Origin of the sequence: Actinoplanes palleronii, assembly GCF_016862315.1 — a bacterium.
GTDB lineage: Bacteria > Actinomycetota > Actinomycetes > Mycobacteriales > Micromonosporaceae > Actinoplanes > Actinoplanes palleronii.
Map to the genome: position 1 here is coordinate 52,303 of NZ_BOMS01000093.1, position 19,836 is coordinate 72,138.

Sequence of the window (19,836 nt, forward strand, 5' to 3'; positions counted from 1 at the left end):
CTCAGCCGGCCAGCGCCTCGACGATGACCTGCGTGTTGTGCCGCTCGGCGCCGAGGTAGGAGCCCTCCGGCGTGCCGGCCGCGCCGAGGCTGTCGCCGAACAGCGCGTCCTCGCCCGCGACCACCTTGACGCCGGCCTGCTGCGCGATGGCCTCGGCGGTCTTCGGCGGCAGCGAGCTCTCCGCGAAGATCGCCTTCGTCCCGGTCGCCTTGATCTTCGCGACCAGGTCGGTGAGCTGCTTGCCGGACAGCTCCGCCGAGGTGTCCATGCTCGGGATCACCGAACCGACGAACTGCAGCTGGTAGCGGGCCACGTAGTAGCCGAACGCGTCGTGGTTGGTGACCAGCTTGCGGTCCTGCGCCGGCAGCGTGGCGAAGGCGGCCGCGGTGTCGGCGTCGAGCTTGTCCAGCTGCGCGGTGTACGCGGTCAGGTTCGCCGCGAAGGCCGCCGCCTTGCCGGGCTCGGCCGCGGCCAGGCCCTTCTCGATGTTCGTCACCATGATCTTGGCGTTGCGCGGGTCGTGCCAGATGTGCGGGTCCGGCCCGTGCTCGCCGCCCTCCTCGCCCTCGCGCAGCGTCACGCCGGAGCTGGAGTCGACGACCGCGCCGGTGAAGCCGGCCGACGTGATGGTGGTGCCGAGCCACTCCTCGAGGCCGACGCCGCTCTTCACGACGACCTTCGCGGTCGCGATGGCCTGCAGGTCGGCCGGGGTGGGCTCGTACTCGTGCGGGTCGACGTTCGGCTTGATGATCTGGGTGACGGCGACGTCCGCGCCGCCGATGTTCCGGACGAAGTCCGCCACCTCCGGGGTGGTGGCGACGACCGCGAGAGCGCCGGTCGACGCGGGCTCGGAGCCCGCGGCCTTCGCGCCGCAGCCGGCGACGACGGTGAGGGCCGCGGCGGCTGCCGTGATCCGGAGTAAGCGCTGCTTGTTCATCATGTCCTTCACTCCTGTACCTGAGGAGCGAAACGATAATCGTTTTCAACTTTTATCGTCTAATGGCAAGATGACCATGCGTCGGACGCCGGATCCATCGACGGCGGGCCAGCCGAGCGCGGCGCGCAGCTGGGCCAGGCCCTGTTGCATCAGGGCCGGGAAATCCGCGGACGGGGTGGCGATCCAGTCGGCGGCGGCCACCGTGAAGACGGCCAGGGCCGACTGCGCGGCGAACGCGGCGGCCCGCTCCTCGGCGCCGCGGCCGACGAGCGTCGCGGTCATCGCCGCGGCCAGCCGGGCCGACTTGATCAGGTCGCGTTCGCGCAGCTCCGGGGTGACCGCGAGGACCGCCAGGCGGGCCTTGGCGAACTCGTAGTACGGGGCCAGCTCCAGCCCGGCGCGGGTCAGCGCGGCCATCGCGGCGCCGATCGTGTCGAGTGCCGGGTCGGCCTCGGCCAGGTGGGCAAGCACGCTCTGCTCGAACATCTGCGCGTTGGCGAAGAACACCTCGCGCTTGTCGGCGAAGTGGTTGAAGAACGTCCGCTTGGTCAGCCCGGCCCGCTCGGCGATCTCGACCACCGTCACCTCGGCGAAGCCGCGCTCCCGGAACAGCTCCATGGCGGCCTGCTGCAGCCGGCCCCGCGCGTCCGGTTCCCATCGTGCCATCCGGTGATCCTACCCGCGATTGCACTTGGTGCACTCACGTGCCACACTCTGATTGCACCAAGTGCACTGACAAGGAGTGTGTCGCCATGCCCACGAACACCGCCGCCTGGATCCCGGCCCGCAACGGCACCCTCGCCGTCGGACCGGCCCCGTACCCCACGCCCGGCCCGGACCAGATCCTGATCCGCAACCACGCCGTCGCGATCAACCCGCTCGACTGGGTCATCCAGGTGGCCGGCCGGGTGGCGTACGCCTGGCTGAAGTACCCGGCCGTGCTGGGCGCCGACGTGGCCGGCGAGGTGGTCGAGGTCGGCTCGGCGGTCACCCGGTTCCGGGCCGGCGACCGGGTCCTGGCCCTCGCCGTCGGCACCGACCGGGACGCCAACAGCCCGGCACAGGGCGCGTTCCAGCAGTACACGGTGGTGCTGGAGCGGCTGGCCAGCCCGATCCCGGCGGCGATGGCCTATCCGGACGCCGCCGTGCTGCCGCTGGGCGTGTCCACCGCGGCCTGCGCGCTGTTCCAGACCGATCACCTCGGGCTGCGGCACCCGGTCGCGGGCGCCGCGCCGGCCGGGGAGACCGTCCTGGTGTGGGGCGGCGCGACCAGTGTCGGCAGCAACGCCGTCCAGCTGGCCGTGGCGGCCGGCTACGACGTGATCACCACGGCGTCGCCGCGCAACGCCGGATGGCTCACCGACCTCGGCGCGTCCCGGGTCTTCGACTATCGCAGCCCCACCGTCGAGGCCGACGTCGTCGCGGCACTCGACGGCCGCACGCTGGCCGGGGCGGTGGCGATCGGGTCCGGGTCGGCGCCCGCCTGCGTCCGGATCGCCGGCGCCGCCCGCGGGAACCGGATCGTCTCGGTGGCCACCGCCCCGGTCACGTTCGAGAACGGGTTCTCGCTGCCCCGGACGGTGACCGGCATGCTCGGCGGGGTGCTGCGCCTGGAGATCGCCGCCCGGCGCCGCGGCGTACGTACGAAATTTGTCTTCGGGTCGGATCTGAAGAACAACGAGGTCGGACCGGCGATCTTCCGGGACTTCCTGCCGGCCGCCCTGGCCGAGGGCCGCTACCTGGCGCTGCCCGCGGCGTCCGTGGCCGGCAGCTCGCTGGCCGACCTCCAGCAGGCCATGGACCGGCAGCGCAAGGGCGTCTCGGCCACCAAGCTGGTGGTGACCCTCTGAGGTCCCGTCATCAGGTCGAAACGTGCAGGCTCTTTCGCCGAGATCATTCGCCGTGCAAGATTGGATCCAATCTTAGATGGATCGGATGCCGATGGTGCGGCATGTGATCCCGGCGAAGGAGGCGGCGTGCTCAAGCGCGAGGACAACGAACGCGTCACCCGGTCCGGCCCCGGCACTGCCCTGGGCGGCCTGATGCGGGCCTACTGGCAGCCCGCCGCGCTCGTCTCCGAGCTGGCGCCGGACCGGCAGGTCACGCCGGTCCGGCTGCTGGGCGAGGACCTGGTGCTGTTCCGCCGCGACGACGGCGGCTGGGCGCTGGTCGGCCGGTTCTGCGCGCACCGCGGGGTGGACCTGGCGTTCGCCCGGCACGAGGACGGCGGGCTGCGCTGCCTCTACCACGGCTGGCTCTACGGAGCCGACGGGCGCTGCAAGGAGCAACCGGCCGAGCCGGCGCACAGCCGCTTCGCCGACAAGATCCGCATACCCAGCTACCCGTGCGCCGAGCGCAACGGGATCGTGTTCGCCTATCTCGGCGAGGGTGACCCGCCGCCGCTCCCGGCCTACGACGCGTTCGCGGCGCCGGCCGAGTACACGTTCGCGTTCAAGGGGCTCTGGGAGTGCAACTGGCTGCAGGGCCTGGAGGGCGGGATCGACCCCAGCCACGTGTCGTTCCTGCACCGGTTCATCGACGAGGACCCGCGCGAGGTCTACGGCCAGCAGTTCAGCGAGATCGTCGAGGGCACCGGGCAGAAGCTGTCCAAGCTGGTCGGTGACTCCCACCGGCCGGACATCGAGGTCGAGGACGCCGAGCACGGCCTGCGGGTCTACGCGCTGCGGCAGCTCACCGACGAGATCACCCACGTGCGGATCACCAACCTGGTGTTCCCCAACGCGTTCGTGGTGCCGTTCGGCACCAGCAAGGTCTTCATCCAGTGGCACGTGCCGATCGACGACGAGAACCACCACTGGTACATGATCTTCTACGACTTCGCCGAGCCCACCGACCAGGAGACGCTGCTCGCGCAGCGGCTCGCCGAGGTCAGCCTGCCGGACTACCGGCCGCTGCGGAACCGGGCCAACAACTGGGGGTACGACCCGGCCGAGCAGCGCGACCTGACGTACACCGGGATGGGTCTCGACATCAACGTGCACGACCAGTGGGCGGTGGAGAGCATGGGCCGCATCCAGGACCGGACCACCGAACGCCTCGGGGTCTCCGACCGCGCGGTGACCGCGAACCGGCGCAAGCTGCTGCGGGCGATCGACGCGCACGCCGCCGGTGGGGCGCTGCCGGCCCGCGGCGCCGGGCTGACCGGCCCGGCCGCGGTCGACACGATCGCACCGGCCGGCGACTGGGAGGCGACCTGGCGCCGGCGCGAGGCCGAGCGCCGCGCGGCGTCGCCGTGGGCCGGACAGGTCCGCGAGCATGCGTAGCGTCGACGAGCGCCCGGTCGCCGGGGGCGGGGACGCCCGGCCGATGCTCGCCGCCGACCGGGGTGGTTTCATCGACCGGCACGGGCTGTGGTCGCCGGAGCAGTACGCGGCGGCCGGCCAGATCCGCCGGGTGATCGACGAGCTGGGCCTGGAGCTGATCCGGTTCTCCTTCGCCGACCAGCACGGTGTGCTGCATGGCAAGACCCTGACCCGGGCCGCGGTGGCCCCGGCGCTGCGCTCCGGGGTGACCGCGCCCAGCTCGCTGCTGCTCAAGGACTCCTCCGGGCGGTCGGCGCTGCCGGTGTTCACCCCGGACGCGGAGGCCGGTTTCGCCGGCGCCGGCGACGTGGTGCTGGTGCCGGACCCGACCACGTTCCGGGTGCTGCCGTGGGCCGCGAAGACCGGCTGGATCCTGTGCGACCTGCGGTTCCCGGACGGTTCCGCGGTGCCGTACTGCACCCGGGGGCTGCTGCGCGAGCAGCTCGACCGGCTCGCGGGGCAGGGGTACGCCATGACCGTCGGCGTCGAGCTGGAGTTCCACGTCTTCCGCGCCGAGGAGCAGGTGCTGGCCGCCGACCGGGTCGGCGCACCGGGTGCTCCCGGGCGCCCGCCGCGGGTCGGCCCGATCAGCGGCGGCGCCCAGCTGCTGCACGAGGAGGGCCTGGACCGGGTCGACGACCTGGTCCAGCTGCTGCAACGCGGGCTGCAACGACTGGACCTGCCGCTGCGCTCGATCGAGCTGGAGTTCGGCCCGAGCCAGCTGGAGATCACCATGTCGGCCACCGGGGCCGCCGCGGCCGCCGATCACGTGGTGCTGGCCCGGTCGGCGATCCGGCAGCTGTGCCGGCGGGCCGGGTACCACGCCACGTTCATGTCCCGGCCGGCCGGCGCGGCGACCGCGTCCACCGGCTGGCACCTGCACCAGTCGCTGCGTGCCACGGCGGACGGCGCCGCGGTGTTCGACCCGGGGCCGGACGAGACGCTGATGTCCAGCACCGCCCGGCACTGGTTGGGCGGGCTGCTCGCGCACGCGCCCGCCGCGGCGGCGTTCACCACTCCCACGGTGAACGGGTACAAGCGGTACCTGCCGTTCTCGCTGGCGCCGGACCGGGTGGTGTGGGGCGCCGACAACAAGGGCGCGATGGTCCGGGTGGTCGGCGCCGGCACCGACACCGGGGCACGGCTGGAGAACCGGTCCGGCGAGCCGGCTGCCAACCCGTACCTCTATGTCGCCGCGCAGGTGGTGAGCGGCCTGGACGGCCTGGCCCGCGGCCTGGACCCGGGAGAGCCCACCGAGAATCCGTACGCCGCCGAGGCGGTGCGGCTGCCGGCCTCGCTGGGCGCGGCGGTGGACGCGCTGACCGCCGACCCGGTGTTCGCCGGTGCGCTCGGCGAGCGGGTGATCGCCTGGTACGCCCGGCTCAAGCGCGACGAGTTCGCCCGTTACCTGGCACACGTCTCCGATTGGGAGCAACGTGAATACTTCGACCTGTTCTGAGAGGATATTTCGGTCATGAAGGCTTTCCTCGTGAACGGTGTGTGGATCGAGCCCGGCGACCGGGAGACCATCGCCGTGCTCGACCCGGCCAGCGGTGACCTGATCACCGAGATCGCCCAGGCCACCCCAGCCGACGTGGACGCGGCGGTGGCCGCGGCCGCCGCCGCGCACGCCGACCGCCGCTGGTCGGGGCTGGCGCCGATCGACCGCACCCGGGTGCTGACCCGGATCGCCGACCTGATCGAGGAGCACCTCGAGGAGCTGGCGGTGCTGGAGACCCGGGACAACGGCAAGCCGATCGAGCGGTCCCGGGCCGACACCGCGTTCGCGGCCCGCGACTTCCGGCACTTCGCCGGCGCTCCGGGCCGGCTGACCGGCACCGTGGTGCCGATCGACGGCGGCGCGCACCACGTCTACACCGTGCTGGAACCGGTCGGGGTGGCCGCGCTGATCCTGCCCTGGAACTTCCCGATCATGACGGCCGCGCACAAGCTGGCACCGGCGCTGGCGGCCGGGTGCACGGTGGTGGTCAAGCCGGCCGAGCAGACGCCGCTGACCATGCTGCGGCTGGCCGCGCTGTGCGAGCAGGCCGGGCTGCCCGCCGGGGTGCTCAACGTGCTCACCGGCGACGGGCGCACCGGCGCGGCGCTGGTCGCCCACCCGGGCGTGGCGAAGGTGTCGTTCACCGGCTCCACCGAGGTGGGCCGGCGGGTGATGGCGTCGGCCGCGGCCACCACCAAGCGGATCACCCTGGAGCTGGGCGGCAAGAGCCCGAACATCGTGTTCGCCGACGCCGACCTGGACGCGGCGACCGCGACCGCGATGCGGGCCAGCTTCGGGCACTCCGGGCAGATGTGCACGGCCGGCAGCCGGATCCTGGTGCAGCGGTCGATCCACGACGAGATGGTCGAGCGGCTGACCGCGGCGACCCGCAGGGTGCCGGTCGGCAACGGGCTCGACGGCGGGATCTCGGTGGGGCCGCTGGTCTCCGAGGAACAACGGCAGATCGTGCTGTCCTACATCGAGCGGGGCCGGGCCGGCGGCGCGGCGGTGGCGGCCGGCGGCGGCGTGCCGGACCGGCCGGGCTACTTCGTCGAGCCGACGCTGTTCACCGGGGTCACCAACGACATGGTGATCGCCCGGGAGGAGATCTTCGGGCCGGTGGCCGGGGTGATCGCCTTCGAGGACGAGGCGGAGGCGGTCGCGATCGCCAACGACACCGGCTACGGCCTGGCCGCCGGGGTGTGGACCCGCGACCTGTCCCGGGCGCACCGGATGGCCGCCGCGCTGCGCACCGGCACGGTCTGGGTGAACACCTACAACGTCTTCGACCCGGCGCTCGCCTTCGGCGGGGTCGGCGACTCCGGGCTCGGCCGCGATCTCGGTGACGAGGCGCTGCGGTCGTTCTGCGAGTCCAAGGGAGTGGTGATCGCGCTGTGAGCGGCTCCGCTTCGTACGATGGGATCCAATCTTATGATTTTGACATCCAAACGATGAACCCGGTCGAGCTCAGGGCCGCCACCCCCGGCGCCCGGCACGCCCGGCACCTCAACGCGGCCGGCGCCGCCCTGCCCAGCGAGACCGTGCTCGGCACGGTCATCGACCACCTGCGGCTCGAGGCCCGGATCGGCGGTTACGAAGCGGCCGAGGCCGCCCGGGACCGCTCCGAGCAGGTGTACGCCCTGGCCGCCCGCCTGATCGGCGCCGAACCCGGCGACATCGCCCTGGTGGAGAGCGCCACCGTGGCCTGGCACCGGGCCGTCGACGCGCTGCCGCTGCGGGCCGGCGACCGGATCCTCGCCGCCGCCTCCAGCTACGTCAGCTCGGCCCTGCACCTGCTCGAGCTGCGCCGCTCCCGGGGCATCGAGGTCGAGGTGCTGCCCTGCGCCGCGGACGGCACCGTCGACCTGACCGCCCTGGCGGACGCGCTGCGCCGGCCGGCCGCCCTGGTCACCGTGGCGCACGTGCCCACCTCCTCGGCCCTGATCGAGCCGGTCGGGCAGATCGCCGCGCTGGCCCGGGCGGCCGGGGTGCCGCTGCTGCTGGACGCCACCCAGTCGCTCGGGCAGCTGCCGCTGGACGCCACGGCGATCGGCTGCGACATCGTGGTCGGCACCGGGCGCAAGTTCCTGCGCGGCCCGCGCGGCACCGGCCTGCTCTACGTCTCGCCGCGGATGCGTGAGCTGATGAGCCCGCCGCACCCGGACGTGCGCGGCGCGGTCTGGCAGCACGGCGACGCGGTCGAGCTGGCCCCCGGCGCGCGCCGCTTCGAGACCTGGGAGACCTCGCACGCGCTGCGCCTGGGCCTGGGTGCCGCCCTGCGCGAGACTCTCGACCTGGGGGTCGAGGCGATCGGCCGCTACACCACCGGGCTCGCCGATCGGCTGCGGGCCGCGCTGGCCGGCCTTCCCGGGGTACGACTGACCGACCCGCCCGCGGGCGGCGGCGCGATCGTCACGTTCGTCCGCGACGGCGAGAAGCCGGTCGAGACGGTACGGCGACTGCGCGCCGCCGGTGTGCACCTGGTCGCGGTGCCGGCCAGCCACGGCCGCTGGGATCTGGAGCGTCGCGGGCTGGACGCGGTGGTCCGCGCGTCGGTGCACGTCTACAACGACGAGTCGGACGTGGACGCCCTGGTCACCGCGCTCGGGAGGACGACCGGCGCCCGGACCGCGCCCGCCCTGATCAGCTCGGCCGCCCGGGCCGACGTGATCGTGGTCGGCGCCGGCGTGCACGGCTCGTCGACGGCCTGGCACCTGGCCCAGCGCGGCGCCGGCGTGATCCACCTGGACCGGTTCCCGGACGGGCACACCGAGGGCTCGTCACACGGCCGGCTGCGGATGATCCGCCGGGCGTACCCGAATCCGGTCTGGGACGACCTGGTGGACCGGGCCTACCTGGGCTGGGGCGAGCTGTCCGCCGCGGCCGGCGTGCCGCTGCTGACCACCACCGGCGGCCTCTACGCCCGCCCCGCCGCCGACGGCTCGACCGGACTGCGTGGACCGGACTGCGTCACGGTCTCCGCCGCGCGGGCCGCCGCGATCTTCCCGGGGCTGGCGCTCGGCGACGACTTCACCGCGGTCTACGACCCGGCCGCCGGGGTGCTCGACGCGGCCGGTGCGATGCGCGCGCTGCGGGAGCTGGGACTGGCCCACGGCGTGGACCGCCGGACCGGCGTGCGGGTCGAGCGGTGGAGCGCGGACGGCGCGGGCGTCACGGTGCACACCGCGGACGGGCTGCTGCGCGCCGATCGCCTGGTGATCGCGGCCGGGCCGTGGACCGGCGCGCTGGTGCCGCGGCTGGCCGGGCTGCTCGAGGTGGTCCGGATCGTCAACATCCACGTCGGCGCCACCGACCCGGCCACGCTGTCGGCGCCCGCGCTCGGCCCGTTCTCGGTCGAGGTGCCCGGGGCCGGCCTGCTCTACGGCCTGCCGGCGGCCGGCGGCGACGCCGTGAAGATCGGACTGGATCACGGGCCGGCCGACGATCCGGACCGGCCGCAGACCCCGGTCACCGCGGCCGAGGCGGCGCGGCTGCTGGCGCTGGCTCGCCGGTTCCTGCCCACCGCGGACGGCGATGTGGTCGACTCGGTGGCGTGCCGGTACACGATGGCGCCGCGCAACCGGTTCGCGGTGGGCGCGCTGCCGGAGACGCCACAGGTGCTGGTCGCCGCCGCGTGTTCCGGGCACGGTTTCAAGTTCGGGCCGGCGATCGGCGCCGGCCTGGCCGACCTGGCGCTCGGCAAGCAGCGCCCCGACCTGGACTTCCTCGCGCCGGGCGAGCTCGGATGAGCACCCCGGCGCGACCTCAGCCGCGGAAGACGGTGGCGGAACGGCGCTCGTACCAGCGGGCCAGCTGCTCGCCCGCGCTGATCACGTGCGACTGCATCTCCCGGCGTACCAGATCGGGGTCCTCGGTCTGCAGGGCGGCCAGGATGCGCTCGTGCTCGGCGAAGTTGTCGTCGCGGTGGCGGGGGTGCTCCTGCAGCACCAGCGCGGAGACGTTGCGCGGGAACGCCTCGTTGATCTCCCGGATCACCCGGGCCAGCCGCTCGTTGCCGGCGATCTCGTGGATCAGGGTGTGGAAGCGGTCGTTGGCCGCGTGCGAGGCCGCGTTCGGCGGGGCGTCGCCGGGGCGCAGCAGCTCGTTGGTGGCGCGCAGCTCGCCGAGGCCGTCGCGGGTGATCCGGCGGACCGCCCGCACGCAGGCCAGGCCCTCCAGCTCGGCGCGGACCTCGTACGCCTCGCGCACCTCCCAGGGCGCCGGGACCCGGACCACCGCGCCCCGGTTGGGCACCACCTCGATCAGGCCGCCGGTCTGCAGCTGGCGCAGCGCCTCGCGGACCGGGGTGCGGCTGACCCCGAGGGTCTTGGCCAGCTCGGCCTGCCGCAGCTGGGCGCCGATCGGGATCTCGCCGGACATGATCCGGGCCCGGATGGCGGCGGCCGTCTCGTCGACGAGCGCGCTGCTCGAGGTGGCGGGGCTGGCGGTGTCCATAGTGCCCTCGTTCGATCCGGGGAGCGGGAATGGGGAGAACCGCCGCCACGATAGCAAGGCCTTCGCTCAAAATGGGAGCCACGCTTCCCAAAATTGGATCCAAGAAGATTTGCAAGGTATCCCTAACCGCCTGACGAACAGGAGCCGCCGATGAGCGCGTGCCACACCGCCCCCACCGACGACGGATCCGCCGCCCGGGCCGTCCGGACGCACCCGCTGGACCCGCCCACCACCGCCGAGATCGCGCTCGCGGTCGGCGCCGCCCGCGCCGATGGCCGGCTCGGCGAGCGCACCCGCTTCTGGGGCGCCACCCTGGACGAGGCGCACGCCCGCCGGGTCGTCGCCGGAGAGGCCACCGGGGTGCGGATCGGGCTGGTCGCGATGACCGCCGGCGGCGGCGCCGCCTGGGAGATCGACACCCTGATCACCGGCGAGACCGCGGCGTGCACCGGTTGGCGCCCGCTCGACCCGCGCCGGCCCGGCATCACCTCCGACGAGGCCCGCGCCGCGGCACAGGCCTGCCGGGAGAGCCCGGCGTTCCGCGCGGCGCTGGCCAGGCGCGGCATCCACGACGTCTCGCTCGTCATGATCGACGCGGAGTCGATGGGCGGCTTCGAGGAGAAGTACCGCGACCGGCGGGTCACCTGGGGCACCGTCTGGCACCGCACCACCGAGGACGACAACGGCTACGCCCGCCCGGTGCAGGGCGTGGTCCCGATCATCGACATGCACACCATGGAGGTCCTGGAGGTCGAGGACCACGGCGTCATCCCGGTCTCGGCGGAGGCCGGCCCGCTGAGCACCGGCGCGTTCGGCCCGGACCGCGCCGGGCTCAAGCCGCTGGACGTGGTGCAGCCGGAGGGCCCGAGCTTCACCGTCGACGGCTGGCAGGTCAGCTGGCAGGGCTGGACGTTCCGGGTCGGCTTCACCCACCGCGAGGGCCTGGTCCTCTACGACCTGGAGTTCCTCGGCCGGTCGGTGCTCAAGCGGGCGGCCTGCAACGAGATGTACGTGCCGTACCTGGACGCCAACTCCACCCAGTACCGGAAGAACTTCTTCGACTGGGGCGAGTACGGCGCCGGCCCGCTGACCAACTCGCTGAGCCTGGGCTGCGACTGCCTCGGCGTCATCCACTACTTCGACGGCGTGCACCTGGGCGGGTACGGCGAGCCGGTCACCATCGGCAACGCGATCTGCATGCACGAGGAGGACGCCAGCATCCTCTGGAAGCACAACGACCTGCGCCGCGGGGTCAACGAGGTGCGCCGGTCCCGCCGGCTGATCATCTCGAACTTCCAGACCGTGGCGAACTACGACTACGGGTTCTACTGGACGCTGCACCAGGACGGCCGGATCGAGCTGGAGGTGAAGCTGACCGGCATCATGTCCGCGTCCGGCATCGAGGCCGGCGCCGAGGCACCGTACGGCCGGATCGTCGCCGAGCACGTGCAGACCCCGATCCACCAGCACTACTTCGGCATCCGGCTGGACACCGCGATCGACGGCGCCCGCAACCGGCTGGTCGAGGAGCACGCCGAGGCCGAGCCGGACCCGGCGCTGAACCCGTACGGCAACGCGGTGCGCTACGTCCGCGAGCCGCTGACCACCGAGACCGGCCAGCGCAACGACCCCGGCACCGCCCGGCACTGGCGGATCGAGAGCGCCGACCGGACCAACCGGTACGGCGACCCGACCGCCTACCGCCTGGACATCCCGGACACCACCCGCAGCTTCGGGCTCCCGGAGTCGGTGATGTCGCGCCGCGCCCCGTTCATCCACCAGCACGTCTGGGCCACCCCGTACGCCGGGGACGAGAACTTCATCGGCGGGCAGTACCCGAACCACGCCGAGCCGGGCGAGGACGGCGTGCACGTCTGGCAGCGTCAGGAGCGCTCGATCGACGGTGTGCCGCTGGTGGTCTGGCCGGTGCTGGGCGTGCACCACCTGCCCCGCCCGGAGCAGTGGCCGGTCATGCCGGTGGAGGCGATCCACCTGGTGCTCACCCCGGACGGGTTCTTCGACCGGAACCCGGCGCTGGACATCCCCGACCCGGCCGCGGCCCGGGGCGCGGGCAGCACCTGCTGCTCCTAGCCCGGCCACAGCGGGTCCCGTAAAGATCCGTTCACATTCGGGACACACGGCCGCGACGAGCAGCGGTCAGTATTGGATCCAATCCCGGTTGAATGAAATCCCAAATAGGCAGACTTTAATACACCCCCCGGAGTGCTCCTCATGGAAATCGGCAACCAGGCAGTCTCCCGCCGCACCCTGCTGCGCGGCGCCTCGATCCTCGGCATGGGCGCCGGCTTCACCGGCCTGCTCGCCGCCTGCGGCATCGCCGCCGAGAAGAACGACTCGAGCAGTGACACCGCCCGCAGCGGCGGCACCCTGACCCTCGCCATCGACGGCACCAGCGCGGTCAACGACCCGGCGTTCTACACCACCCTCGGCGACTGGATGGTCGTCGACTGCGTGTGCCGCGGACTGACCTTCATCTCCTTCGAGACCAACGAGCCCACCGCCGACCTGGCCGAGAGCTGGACGGTCTCCGACGACCAGCTGGTCTACACGTTCACGCTGCGCCAGGGCGTCACCTTCCACGACGGCACCGCGTTCACCTCCGCCGACGTGCTCGCCAGCCTGAACCGGCAGTTCAACGACGCGGACAAGACCCTGCCCAAGGGCTCCTCCCGGCCGCTCAAGGGCATCGGCGACAACCTCGCCGCGCTCACCGCCCCGGACGCCGCCACCGTGGTCTTCAAGCTCAAGAAGCCGGACCGCACCCTGCTCGGCCGGCTCTCCGACATCGGCGGGCGGATCATCTCCAAGGCCGCCCTGGAGAAGTACGGCGCCGGCATCGGCAAGAACCTGGTCGGCACCGGCCCGTTCAAGTTCGCCTCGGCCACCGCCGGGCAGAACGTCACCCTGGAGGCGTTCGACGCGTTCCGGCTCGGCAAGCCGCCGATCGACCGGCTGGTGCTGCAGCAGGTCACCGACCCGTCGACGATCGTCAGCTCGCTGCTGTCCGGTGACATCTCGGCGACCCAGTTCACCCCGTACTCGGCGCTGGAGCAGCTCAAGGGCGACACGTCGGTCACCGTCTACGACACCCCGAAGAGCTTCGACGCGTTCATCATGATGGACGTCCGGCGCATCCCGGAGCTGGCCGTGCGCAAGGCCATCAACCTGGCGATCGACCGGCAGGCTCTGATCACCCAGGCGTTCTTCGGCGCGGCGGTGCTGCCCGACGGCTACACGATCCCGCCGAACCAGGACGCGTACGACGCGAGCCTCGCCGACCTGTCCAAGACCGACGTCGCCGAGGCCAAGCGGCTCATCCAGGAGGCCGGCGCGACCGGCCGGACCGTACGCCTGATGGCCGCCAGCGACAGCTGGCACCCGAAGGCCGCGCAGCTGATCACGCAGAACCTCACCGACATCGGCCTCAAGGTGGAGACCGACTCGGTGGACCCGGCCGCCTACTTCAACCGGCTCTTCGACGCCGGCGACAAATTCCACGACCTGATGATCTGGGAACGCAACGGCTACTACCCTGACGCCGACGACATGATCGGTTCGCTGGCCAAGCCGTCCGGCGTCTACGGCGAGTTCATGAGCGGCTTCAACACCCTGGACGGCTCGGCGGCCTACGCCGACATGCTGTTCGAGGCGAAGAACATCGCCGACGCCACCGCCCGCAAGGCCCGCTACAGCGAGATCCAGCGCGCCTGGGCCGACAAGTACATGACGCTCTCGATGCTGGTCTGCGCCTCCAACCCGGTGGTCAGCGGCACCGACGTGAAAGACATGAACTGGAAGGCCCTGGGCAACCACCGCTGCTACGTGGAAAACGCGAGTGTCTGAATCGACCACCACGTCCGGCCTCCGCGGCGCCCTGGCGGCGCGGAGGCTCGGGCGCGGGCCCCTCGCCGCCGGCTCGTGGATCGTGGTGGCGCTGTTCGTGCTCGTCGCGATCGCCGGTCCGCTGCTGGTGACGGCGGACCCGACCCGCAACACCGCCGACGCGCTGCTGCCGCTCGGCGCGTCCGGGCACCTGCTCGGCACCGACGACCTGGGCCGCGACGAGCTGGCCCGGATGGTGCACGGCGCCCGGCCGCTGCTGCTGGTCGCGTTCCTGTCCACCGGGCTGGCCGCGCTGCTCGGCGTCGGGATCGGCATGATCGCCGGGTACGCCGGCGGCAAGGTCGAATGGGTGCTGATGCGCCTGATGGACCTGGCCCTGGCGTTCCCGTCGATGCTGCTGATCATCCTGATCGTCTCGGCCTGGAGTCCCGGCGTCGGCAGCCTGGTCACCGGGATCGGCACCGCGCTCGCCCCCGGCCTGGCCCGGCTGGCCCGGGCGCTGGCCGCCCGCGAGGCCGGCCGCGACTACGTGCTGGCCGCCCGGCTCGGCGGCACCCGGGCGCCCCGCATCCTCGTGCAGGAGGTGCTGCCGAACATGGCCGGGCCGATGCTGGCCCAGGTGGTGATGACCCTGTCGATCGCGGCCGGGTTCGCCGCCGGGCTCTCCTACCTCGGGCTGGGCATCCAGCCGCCGACACCGGACTGGGGCTACATGGTGCAGGCCGGTCAGGAGTTCCTCTACCGGGCGCCGCGCCTGGTGGTGCTGCCCGCCGCGGCCACGCTGATCTTCGTGGTGGCCTGCAACTTCGTCGGCGACGACCTGCGCGACGCGCTCGACCCGAAGGGGACCCGATGACAGGCACGTGGTGGCTGGTCGTCAAGCGCCTGGCCGCCGTACCCCTGGTGCTGCTGGCGCTGAGCACGATGGTCTTCGTCGCGGTCCGGACGCTGCCCGGCTCGCCGGCCACCGGGCTGGCCGCCGGCGGCAGCTCCGGCACGAGCAGCGCCGCCGACATCACCGCGAACACCGCGAAGATCAACGCCGCGCTCGGGTTGGACAAGCCGCTGCCCGAGCAGTATGCGACGTTCCTCGGCGACGTGGTCCACCTCGACCTGGGCAGCTCCTTCTACGGCGGCAACGACATCACCGGCCTGCTCGGCGACGCGCTGCCGGCCACCATCGAGCTGACCGTGGCGGCGATGCTGATCGCGGTGCTGATCGGCATGCTCACCGGCATCCTGGCCGCGCTGCGCCGCGGCACCTGGATCGACACCGCCACCCGGGCGATCGGCACGGTCAGCTTCTCGCTGCCCTGGTTCGCGCTCGGTGTGCTCGGCATCGTGGTCTTCGGCGTCTGGCTGCGCTGGCTGCCGGTGATCGGCCGGCTGCCGAACGCCCTCGACTACCACCCGCTGACCAACTTCGTCCTGCTCGACGCGATCCTGCAGGACCGGCCCGAGCTGATCTGGCCCTGGCTGCAGCACCTGATCATGCCGGCCACCACGCTGGCGCTGTCGATGGCCGGGTTCATCACCCGGATCGTGCGGGCCTCGGTGCTCGAGGTACTCGGCGACGACTTCGTGCGCACCGCCCGGATGAAGGGCCTGTCCCCCGGCGCGATCCTGCGCCGGCACGTGCTGCGCAACTCGTCGCTGCCGATCGTCACCGTGCTCGGCCTGCAGTTCGGCTCGTTGCTGGGCGGCTCGGTGGTCACCGAGACGGTGTTCTCCTATCCCGGCGTCGGCAACCTGCTGGTCAACGGGATCCTGCAGCGCGACTACCCGATCGTGCAGGGCGCCGCGCTCGCCATCGCGCTGCTGTTCACCCTGGTCAACGTCGTCGTGGACCTGCTCTACCTGGCACTCGACCCCCGTCTGCGGAAGGCCTGACCCCATGCACATCGTCCTCGTCCACGGCGCCGGCGGCACACCCACCACCTGGTCGGAGCTGGTCCCGCTGCTCGGCGACCGCCCGCACACCCTGATCACCAATCCGATGACGTCGCTGACCGACGACGTCGCGCACACCCTCGCCGTGGTCGAGGCGATCGGCGCCCCGGTGCTGCTGGTCGGGCACTCCTACGGCGGTGCGGTGATCACCAACGTGGGCCGCTCCGCCGCGGTACGGGGCCTGGTCTACGTCGCGGCGTTCGCCCCCGACGAGGGTGAGAGCGTCAACGGCATCGTGGAGCGCTACCCGCCGGCCGAGGTGGCCAAGTACATGCGCCGCGGCCCGGACGGCGAGTGGGCCTCCGAGCACACCGCCGACTATTGGGCCGAGATCGGCTGGGACGTGCCGGTCGACCAGCGCGGCATCTGGGACGCCGAGTCCCGGCCGAGCGACAACCGGATCTTCAGCCAGCCGACCGGGATCCCGGCCTGGCGCACCAAGCCCACCTGGTACCTGGTCGCCGCCGAGGACAAGACCCTGCCGACGGTCATCCAGCGCGACATGGCCGCCCGGGCCGGCGCGGTCACCAGCGAGGTGCCGGGCAGCCACTTCACCCCCCGGGTCCGGCCCGCCGACGTGCTGGCAGCGATCGTGCAAGCCCTGGACGCGTTGTGAGCGGCGAGACGCTGCTGGAGATCCGCGGGCTGACCGTCGGGTTCGACGTGCCGGCCGGGCGGCTGCCCGCGGTCGCCGGGGTCGACCTGAGCCTGCGCCGCGGGGAGATCCTGGCCCTGGTCGGCGAGTCCGGCTCGGGCAAGTCCGCGCTGTCGATGAGCCTGGTCGGGCTCAACCGGGGCCCGGGCGCGCACATCGGCGGCGAGGTGCTCTTCCACGGCCGTGACCTGGTCACCGCCGGGGAACGGGAGCTGCGCGGGGTGCGCGGCAAGGACATCGCGGTGGTCTTCCAGGACTCGCTCGCCGCGCTCAACCCCACCCAGCGGATCGGCGACCAGGTCGCCGAGATGATCCGGGCGCACCGCAAGGTGACCCGCGGGCAGGCCGGGCGGCGCGCCGAGGAACTGCTCGGCGAGGTCGGCATCGCCGGCCCGGCGCAGGCCGCCCGGGCCTACCCGCACCAGCTCTCCGGCGGCATGCGGCAACGCGTGATGATCGCGATCGGGCTGGCCAACGACCCGGCCGTGCTGATCGCCGACGAACCCACCACCGCGCTCGACGTCACCATCCAGGCGCAGGTGCTGCGCCTGCTCACCAAGCTGCAGTCGGAACACGGGACGGCGATCGTGCTGATCACCCACGACCTGGGGGTGGTGGCCGAGGTCGCCGACCGGGTCGCGGTCATGTACGCCGGGCGCATCATCGAGCAGGGCACCCGCGACGAGGTGCTGTTCGACCCGCAGCACCCGTACACGATGGGCCTGCTCAGCTCGGTCCCCCGGGTCGACGGGCCGGCCGTGGCCCGGTTGCCGGCGATCGCCGGCAACCCGCTCACCGGCGTGGCCCGCCCGGCCGGCTGCGCCTTCGCCCCGCGATGTCCGTTCGCCCACGACGCCTGCCGCGCCGAGATGCCGCCGCTGCGGCGACGGTACGGCGGGACCGCGCACGTGGACCGCTGCGTGCTCGACGACGCGGCCCGCACCCGCGCCCGCGGCGCCCTGGAGGTGCTCGCACCATGAAACTGCCCACCCCGCTGATCGAGCTGGAGAAGTTGCGTGTCGACTTCGGCGGCTCGGGCGGCCGCCGGGTCCGCGCGGTCCGCGACGTCGACCTGACCATCTACCAGGGCGAGACGCTCGGGCTGGTCGGCGAGTCCGGCTGCGGCAAGTCCACGCTCGGCCGGGCCACCGTGCGGGTCACCGAGCCGACCGGCGGCACCATCCGCTACCTCGGCGCGGACATCACCACGCTGCGCGGCGCGCACTTCCGGCAGACCCGCGCCGAGCTGCAGATGGTGTTCCAGGACCCGTTCGGGTCGCTGAACCCGCGCCGTACGGTCGCCGACATCGTCGCCGAGCCGCTGCTGCGCGCCCGGCGTACCCCGCGCCCGGAGGCCCGCCGGATCGTCGACGACCTGCTCGACCAGGTCGGACTCGGCCGGGAAGCGGGCACCCGGCGGCCGCACGAGTTCTCCGGCGGCCAGCGCCAGCGGATCGGCATCGCCCGCGCACTCGCCCCGGCGCCGACGTTCGTGGTCGCCGACGAGCCGGTCTCCGCGCTCGACGTGTCGATCCAGGCCCAGGTGATCAACCTGCTCGCCGACCTGATCCGCGAGCGCGGGCTGACCATGCTGTTCATCTCGCACGACCTGGGCGTGGTACGGCACATCGCGGACCGGATCGCGGTCATGTACCTGGGCGAGATCATCGAGATCGCGTCCCGCGACGACTTCTTCGCCGGGCCGGCCCACCCGTACGGCGAGGCGCTGCTGTCCAGCGTCCCCACGCTGTCGCGGCAGCCACGCCGCGAGCGCATCGAGCTCACCGGCGACCTGCCCGACCCGGCCGCCCCGCCGGCCGGGTGCACGTTCCACACCCGGTGCCGGTACGCGGTCGACCGCTGCCGTACCGAGGCTCCGGCCCTGACCGAGGTGGCCGCCGGTCGCCAGGTCCGGTGCCACTTTCCCCTGCTCCCCGTGAAGGGCCCCGCATGATCATCGACGCGTACAACACCACCCAGGACGTCCGGGGCCGCTCGGACTACCTGACCGGGGCGCGGCCCGGGCAGGCGGCGCCGCCGTACACGCCGTTCGACCCGAAGCGGATCCTGGACCGGATGGACGCCGCCGGGGTGGACCTGGCGATGGTCTGCTCGCTCGCCCAGCGCATCGAGAACGACTTCATCGCCGGGCTGGTCAGGGCGCACCCGGACCGGCTGTTCGGCTTCGGCCAGGTGATGCCGCAGGCCGACGACGCCCTCGACGAGATCCGGCGGATCAAGGACCTGGGCCTGGCCGGGCTCAAGCTGCACCCCAGCCTGCACGGCTACCACGTCGCCGACCACGGTCTGCTCGACCCGGTCTTCGCCACGTGCGCCGAGCTGGGCCTGCCGGTGCTGATCAACGCGTTGGACGACGCGTTCTGCGCGCCGCTGGCGATCGAGGAGATCGCCAAGGGCTTCCCCGAGGTGCCGACGATCATCGCGCACATGGGCGCGGTCTGGAACGTCCCCGAGGCGATCATCGTGGCCGAGCGCAACCCGCACATCTACCTGGAGACCTCGGCGACGCTGATGAGCGACGTGCGGCGCGCCTACGCCCGGCTCGGCCCGCGACAGATCCTGCTCGGCAGCGAATGGCCCGGCTCGGACTTCGACCTGGAACGCTTCAAGATCGCCAAGGCGGTGCCGGACGAGGCGGACCGGGCGCTGGTCGAGGGCGGCAACATGGCCCGGATCCTCGGGCTGCCGGCGTGATCGCGGTGACCGCGCCGGCGGGCATGCCGGCCGGCGACGTCGCGCTGCTGCGGCGCGCCGAGGCGGTGCTGGACGCGGCCGGGGTGCCCGGGCGGCACGAGGTGGCCACCGCCCTGCGCGCCGCGGACGGCAGCCTGCACGTCGGCGTGCACGTCGAGGGGTCGTGCCGGCGCAGCTCGGTCTGCGCGGAGGGGGTGGCGCTCGGCGCCGCCCGGGCCGCCGGCGTGCCGCTGGGCGAGGTGACAAGTGTGGTGTCGGTGCAGATCAAGCCGGCCGGCACCTTCCGGGTCATCGCGCCGTGCGGGGTGTGCCGGGAACTGATCAGTGACTACAGCCCGGCCGCGACGATCTGGCTGACCGAACCGGACACTGGCGAGGTCATCGCCGTGCCGGCCCTCGACCTGCTGCCGGCGAAGTCGCGGCGGGTCTGGTGACA

The 19,836-nt window shown here is 72.8% G+C and carries 17 protein-coding genes; 14 read left to right on the forward strand and 3 right to left on the reverse strand.

The genetic code is table 11. The features are described 5' to 3' along the window. Position 1 precedes the first annotated feature (1 nt). On the reverse strand, positions 2 to 940 hold the full coding sequence (locus Apa02nite_RS29780) for a metal ABC transporter substrate-binding protein (RefSeq protein ID WP_203827967.1): 939 nt from the start codon (positions 938 to 940) through the stop codon (positions 2 to 4). Between the two features lie 42 nt (positions 941 to 982). Further along, positions 983 to 1,603: a TetR family transcriptional regulator gene (locus Apa02nite_RS29785; protein WP_203827968.1), complete on the reverse strand. Its 621-nt coding sequence runs from the start codon at positions 1,601 to 1,603 to the stop codon at positions 983 to 985. 86 nt (positions 1,604 to 1,689) lie between these two features. Between Apa02nite_RS29785 and Apa02nite_RS29790 the strand changes: the two genes are divergently transcribed. The 5 genes from Apa02nite_RS29790 to Apa02nite_RS29810 all read left to right on the forward strand — a co-directional run bounded on the left by Apa02nite_RS29790 (position 1,690) and on the right by Apa02nite_RS29810 (position 9,510). After that, positions 1,690 to 2,787, forward strand: a complete 1,098-nt coding sequence (locus Apa02nite_RS29790) for a zinc-binding alcohol dehydrogenase family protein (RefSeq protein ID WP_203827969.1) — start codon at positions 1,690 to 1,692, stop codon at positions 2,785 to 2,787. Between the two features lie 126 nt (positions 2,788 to 2,913). After that, positions 2,914 to 4,221 (forward strand): Rieske 2Fe-2S domain-containing protein, encoded by a 1,308-nt coding sequence (locus Apa02nite_RS29795; protein WP_203827970.1) that lies wholly within the window; start codon positions 2,914 to 2,916, stop codon positions 4,219 to 4,221. Then, complete coding sequence (locus Apa02nite_RS29800; RefSeq protein WP_203827971.1) at positions 4,214 to 5,719, forward strand: glutamine synthetase family protein; 1,506 nt, start codon at positions 4,214 to 4,216, stop codon at positions 5,717 to 5,719. The genes Apa02nite_RS29795 and Apa02nite_RS29800 overlap by 8 nt, the downstream gene beginning before the upstream one ends. A gap of 15 nt (positions 5,720 to 5,734) precedes the next feature. Then, positions 5,735 to 7,159, forward strand: coding sequence for an aldehyde dehydrogenase family protein (locus Apa02nite_RS29805; RefSeq protein ID WP_203827972.1), 1,425 nt, complete (start codon positions 5,735 to 5,737; stop codon positions 7,157 to 7,159). Positions 7,160 to 7,212: 53 nt separating this feature from the next. Then, complete coding sequence (locus Apa02nite_RS29810) at positions 7,213 to 9,510, forward strand: FAD-dependent oxidoreductase (RefSeq protein ID WP_203827973.1); 2,298 nt, start codon at positions 7,213 to 7,215, stop codon at positions 9,508 to 9,510. 16 nt (positions 9,511 to 9,526) lie between these two features. Here Apa02nite_RS29810 and Apa02nite_RS29815 read toward each other — a convergent pair whose 3' ends face one another. Then, positions 9,527 to 10,216, reverse strand: coding sequence for a GntR family transcriptional regulator (locus Apa02nite_RS29815; RefSeq protein WP_203827974.1), 690 nt, complete (start codon positions 10,214 to 10,216; stop codon positions 9,527 to 9,529). 150 nt (positions 10,217 to 10,366) lie between these two features. Here Apa02nite_RS29815 and Apa02nite_RS29820 point away from each other — a divergent pair, with 150 nt between their 5' ends. The 9 genes from Apa02nite_RS29820 (at position 10,367) to Apa02nite_RS29860 (ending at position 19,834) form a co-directional block, all read left to right on the forward strand. After that, entirely contained in the window at positions 10,367 to 12,307 is a 1,941-nt protein-coding gene (locus Apa02nite_RS29820) for a primary-amine oxidase (protein ID WP_203827975.1), read from the forward strand. Positions 12,308 to 12,448: 141 nt separating this feature from the next. Beyond that, entirely contained in the window at positions 12,449 to 14,080 is a 1,632-nt protein-coding gene (locus Apa02nite_RS29825; protein WP_239164669.1) for an ABC transporter substrate-binding protein, read from the forward strand. Next, positions 14,073 to 14,936 (forward strand): ABC transporter permease, encoded by an 864-nt coding sequence (locus Apa02nite_RS29830; RefSeq protein ID WP_203827977.1) that lies wholly within the window; start codon positions 14,073 to 14,075, stop codon positions 14,934 to 14,936. The genes Apa02nite_RS29825 and Apa02nite_RS29830 overlap by 8 nt, the downstream gene beginning before the upstream one ends. Next, positions 14,933 to 15,970 (forward strand): ABC transporter permease, encoded by a 1,038-nt coding sequence (locus Apa02nite_RS29835; protein ID WP_203827978.1) that lies wholly within the window; start codon positions 14,933 to 14,935, stop codon positions 15,968 to 15,970. Before Apa02nite_RS29830 ends, Apa02nite_RS29835 begins: the two co-directional genes overlap by 4 nt. 4 nt (positions 15,971 to 15,974) lie before the next feature. Next, the gene (locus tag Apa02nite_RS29840) at positions 15,975 to 16,646 is read left to right on the forward strand and encodes an alpha/beta fold hydrolase (protein WP_203827979.1); all 672 of its coding nucleotides are present in this window, start codon (positions 15,975 to 15,977) and stop codon (positions 16,644 to 16,646) included. Continuing rightward, positions 16,643 to 17,665, forward strand: coding sequence for an ABC transporter ATP-binding protein (locus Apa02nite_RS29845; protein WP_203827980.1), 1,023 nt, complete (start codon positions 16,643 to 16,645; stop codon positions 17,663 to 17,665). The genes Apa02nite_RS29840 and Apa02nite_RS29845 overlap by 4 nt, the downstream gene beginning before the upstream one ends. Beyond that, on the forward strand, positions 17,662 to 18,639 hold the full coding sequence (locus tag Apa02nite_RS29850) for an ABC transporter ATP-binding protein (protein ID WP_203827981.1): 978 nt from the start codon (positions 17,662 to 17,664) through the stop codon (positions 18,637 to 18,639). Before Apa02nite_RS29845 ends, Apa02nite_RS29850 begins: the two co-directional genes overlap by 4 nt. Beyond that, complete coding sequence (locus Apa02nite_RS29855; RefSeq protein WP_203827982.1) at positions 18,636 to 19,400, forward strand: amidohydrolase family protein; 765 nt, start codon at positions 18,636 to 18,638, stop codon at positions 19,398 to 19,400. The genes Apa02nite_RS29850 and Apa02nite_RS29855 overlap by 4 nt, the downstream gene beginning before the upstream one ends. After that, a complete protein-coding gene (locus tag Apa02nite_RS29860; protein WP_203827983.1) occupies positions 19,397 to 19,834 on the forward strand; it encodes a cytidine/deoxycytidylate deaminase family protein in 438 nt (145 codons plus the stop codon). The genes Apa02nite_RS29855 and Apa02nite_RS29860 overlap by 4 nt, the downstream gene beginning before the upstream one ends. Positions 19,835 to 19,836 lie beyond the last annotated feature (2 nt).

What these genes read in the sequence shown, in the direction of transcription:
- Apa02nite_RS29780 (WP_203827967.1), bottom strand. Translation starts at nt 940, where the DNA reads ATGATGAACAAGCAGCGCTTACTCCGGATCACGGCAGCCGCCGCGGCC.
- Apa02nite_RS29785 (WP_203827968.1), bottom strand. Translation starts at nt 1,603, where the DNA reads ATGGCACGATGGGAACCGGACGCGCGGGGCCGGCTGCAGCAGGCCGCC.
- Apa02nite_RS29790 (WP_203827969.1), top strand. Translation starts at nt 1,690, where the DNA reads ATGCCCACGAACACCGCCGCCTGGATCCCGGCCCGCAACGGCACCCTC.
- Apa02nite_RS29800 (WP_203827971.1), top strand. Translation starts at nt 4,214, where the DNA reads ATGCGTAGCGTCGACGAGCGCCCGGTCGCCGGGGGCGGGGACGCCCGG.
- Apa02nite_RS29805 (WP_203827972.1), top strand. Translation starts at nt 5,735, where the DNA reads ATGAAGGCTTTCCTCGTGAACGGTGTGTGGATCGAGCCCGGCGACCGG.
- Apa02nite_RS29810 (WP_203827973.1), top strand. Translation starts at nt 7,213, where the DNA reads ATGAACCCGGTCGAGCTCAGGGCCGCCACCCCCGGCGCCCGGCACGCC.
- Apa02nite_RS29815 (WP_203827974.1), bottom strand. Translation starts at nt 10,216, where the DNA reads ATGGACACCGCCAGCCCCGCCACCTCGAGCAGCGCGCTCGTCGACGAG.
- Apa02nite_RS29820 (WP_203827975.1), top strand. Translation starts at nt 10,367, where the DNA reads ATGAGCGCGTGCCACACCGCCCCCACCGACGACGGATCCGCCGCCCGG.
- Apa02nite_RS29825 (WP_239164669.1), top strand. Translation starts at nt 12,449, where the DNA reads ATGGAAATCGGCAACCAGGCAGTCTCCCGCCGCACCCTGCTGCGCGGC.
- Apa02nite_RS29835 (WP_203827978.1), top strand. Translation starts at nt 14,933, where the DNA reads ATGACAGGCACGTGGTGGCTGGTCGTCAAGCGCCTGGCCGCCGTACCC.
- Apa02nite_RS29840 (WP_203827979.1), top strand. Translation starts at nt 15,975, where the DNA reads ATGCACATCGTCCTCGTCCACGGCGCCGGCGGCACACCCACCACCTGG.
- Apa02nite_RS29850 (WP_203827981.1), top strand. Translation starts at nt 17,662, where the DNA reads ATGAAACTGCCCACCCCGCTGATCGAGCTGGAGAAGTTGCGTGTCGAC.
- Apa02nite_RS29855 (WP_203827982.1), top strand. Translation starts at nt 18,636, where the DNA reads ATGATCATCGACGCGTACAACACCACCCAGGACGTCCGGGGCCGCTCG.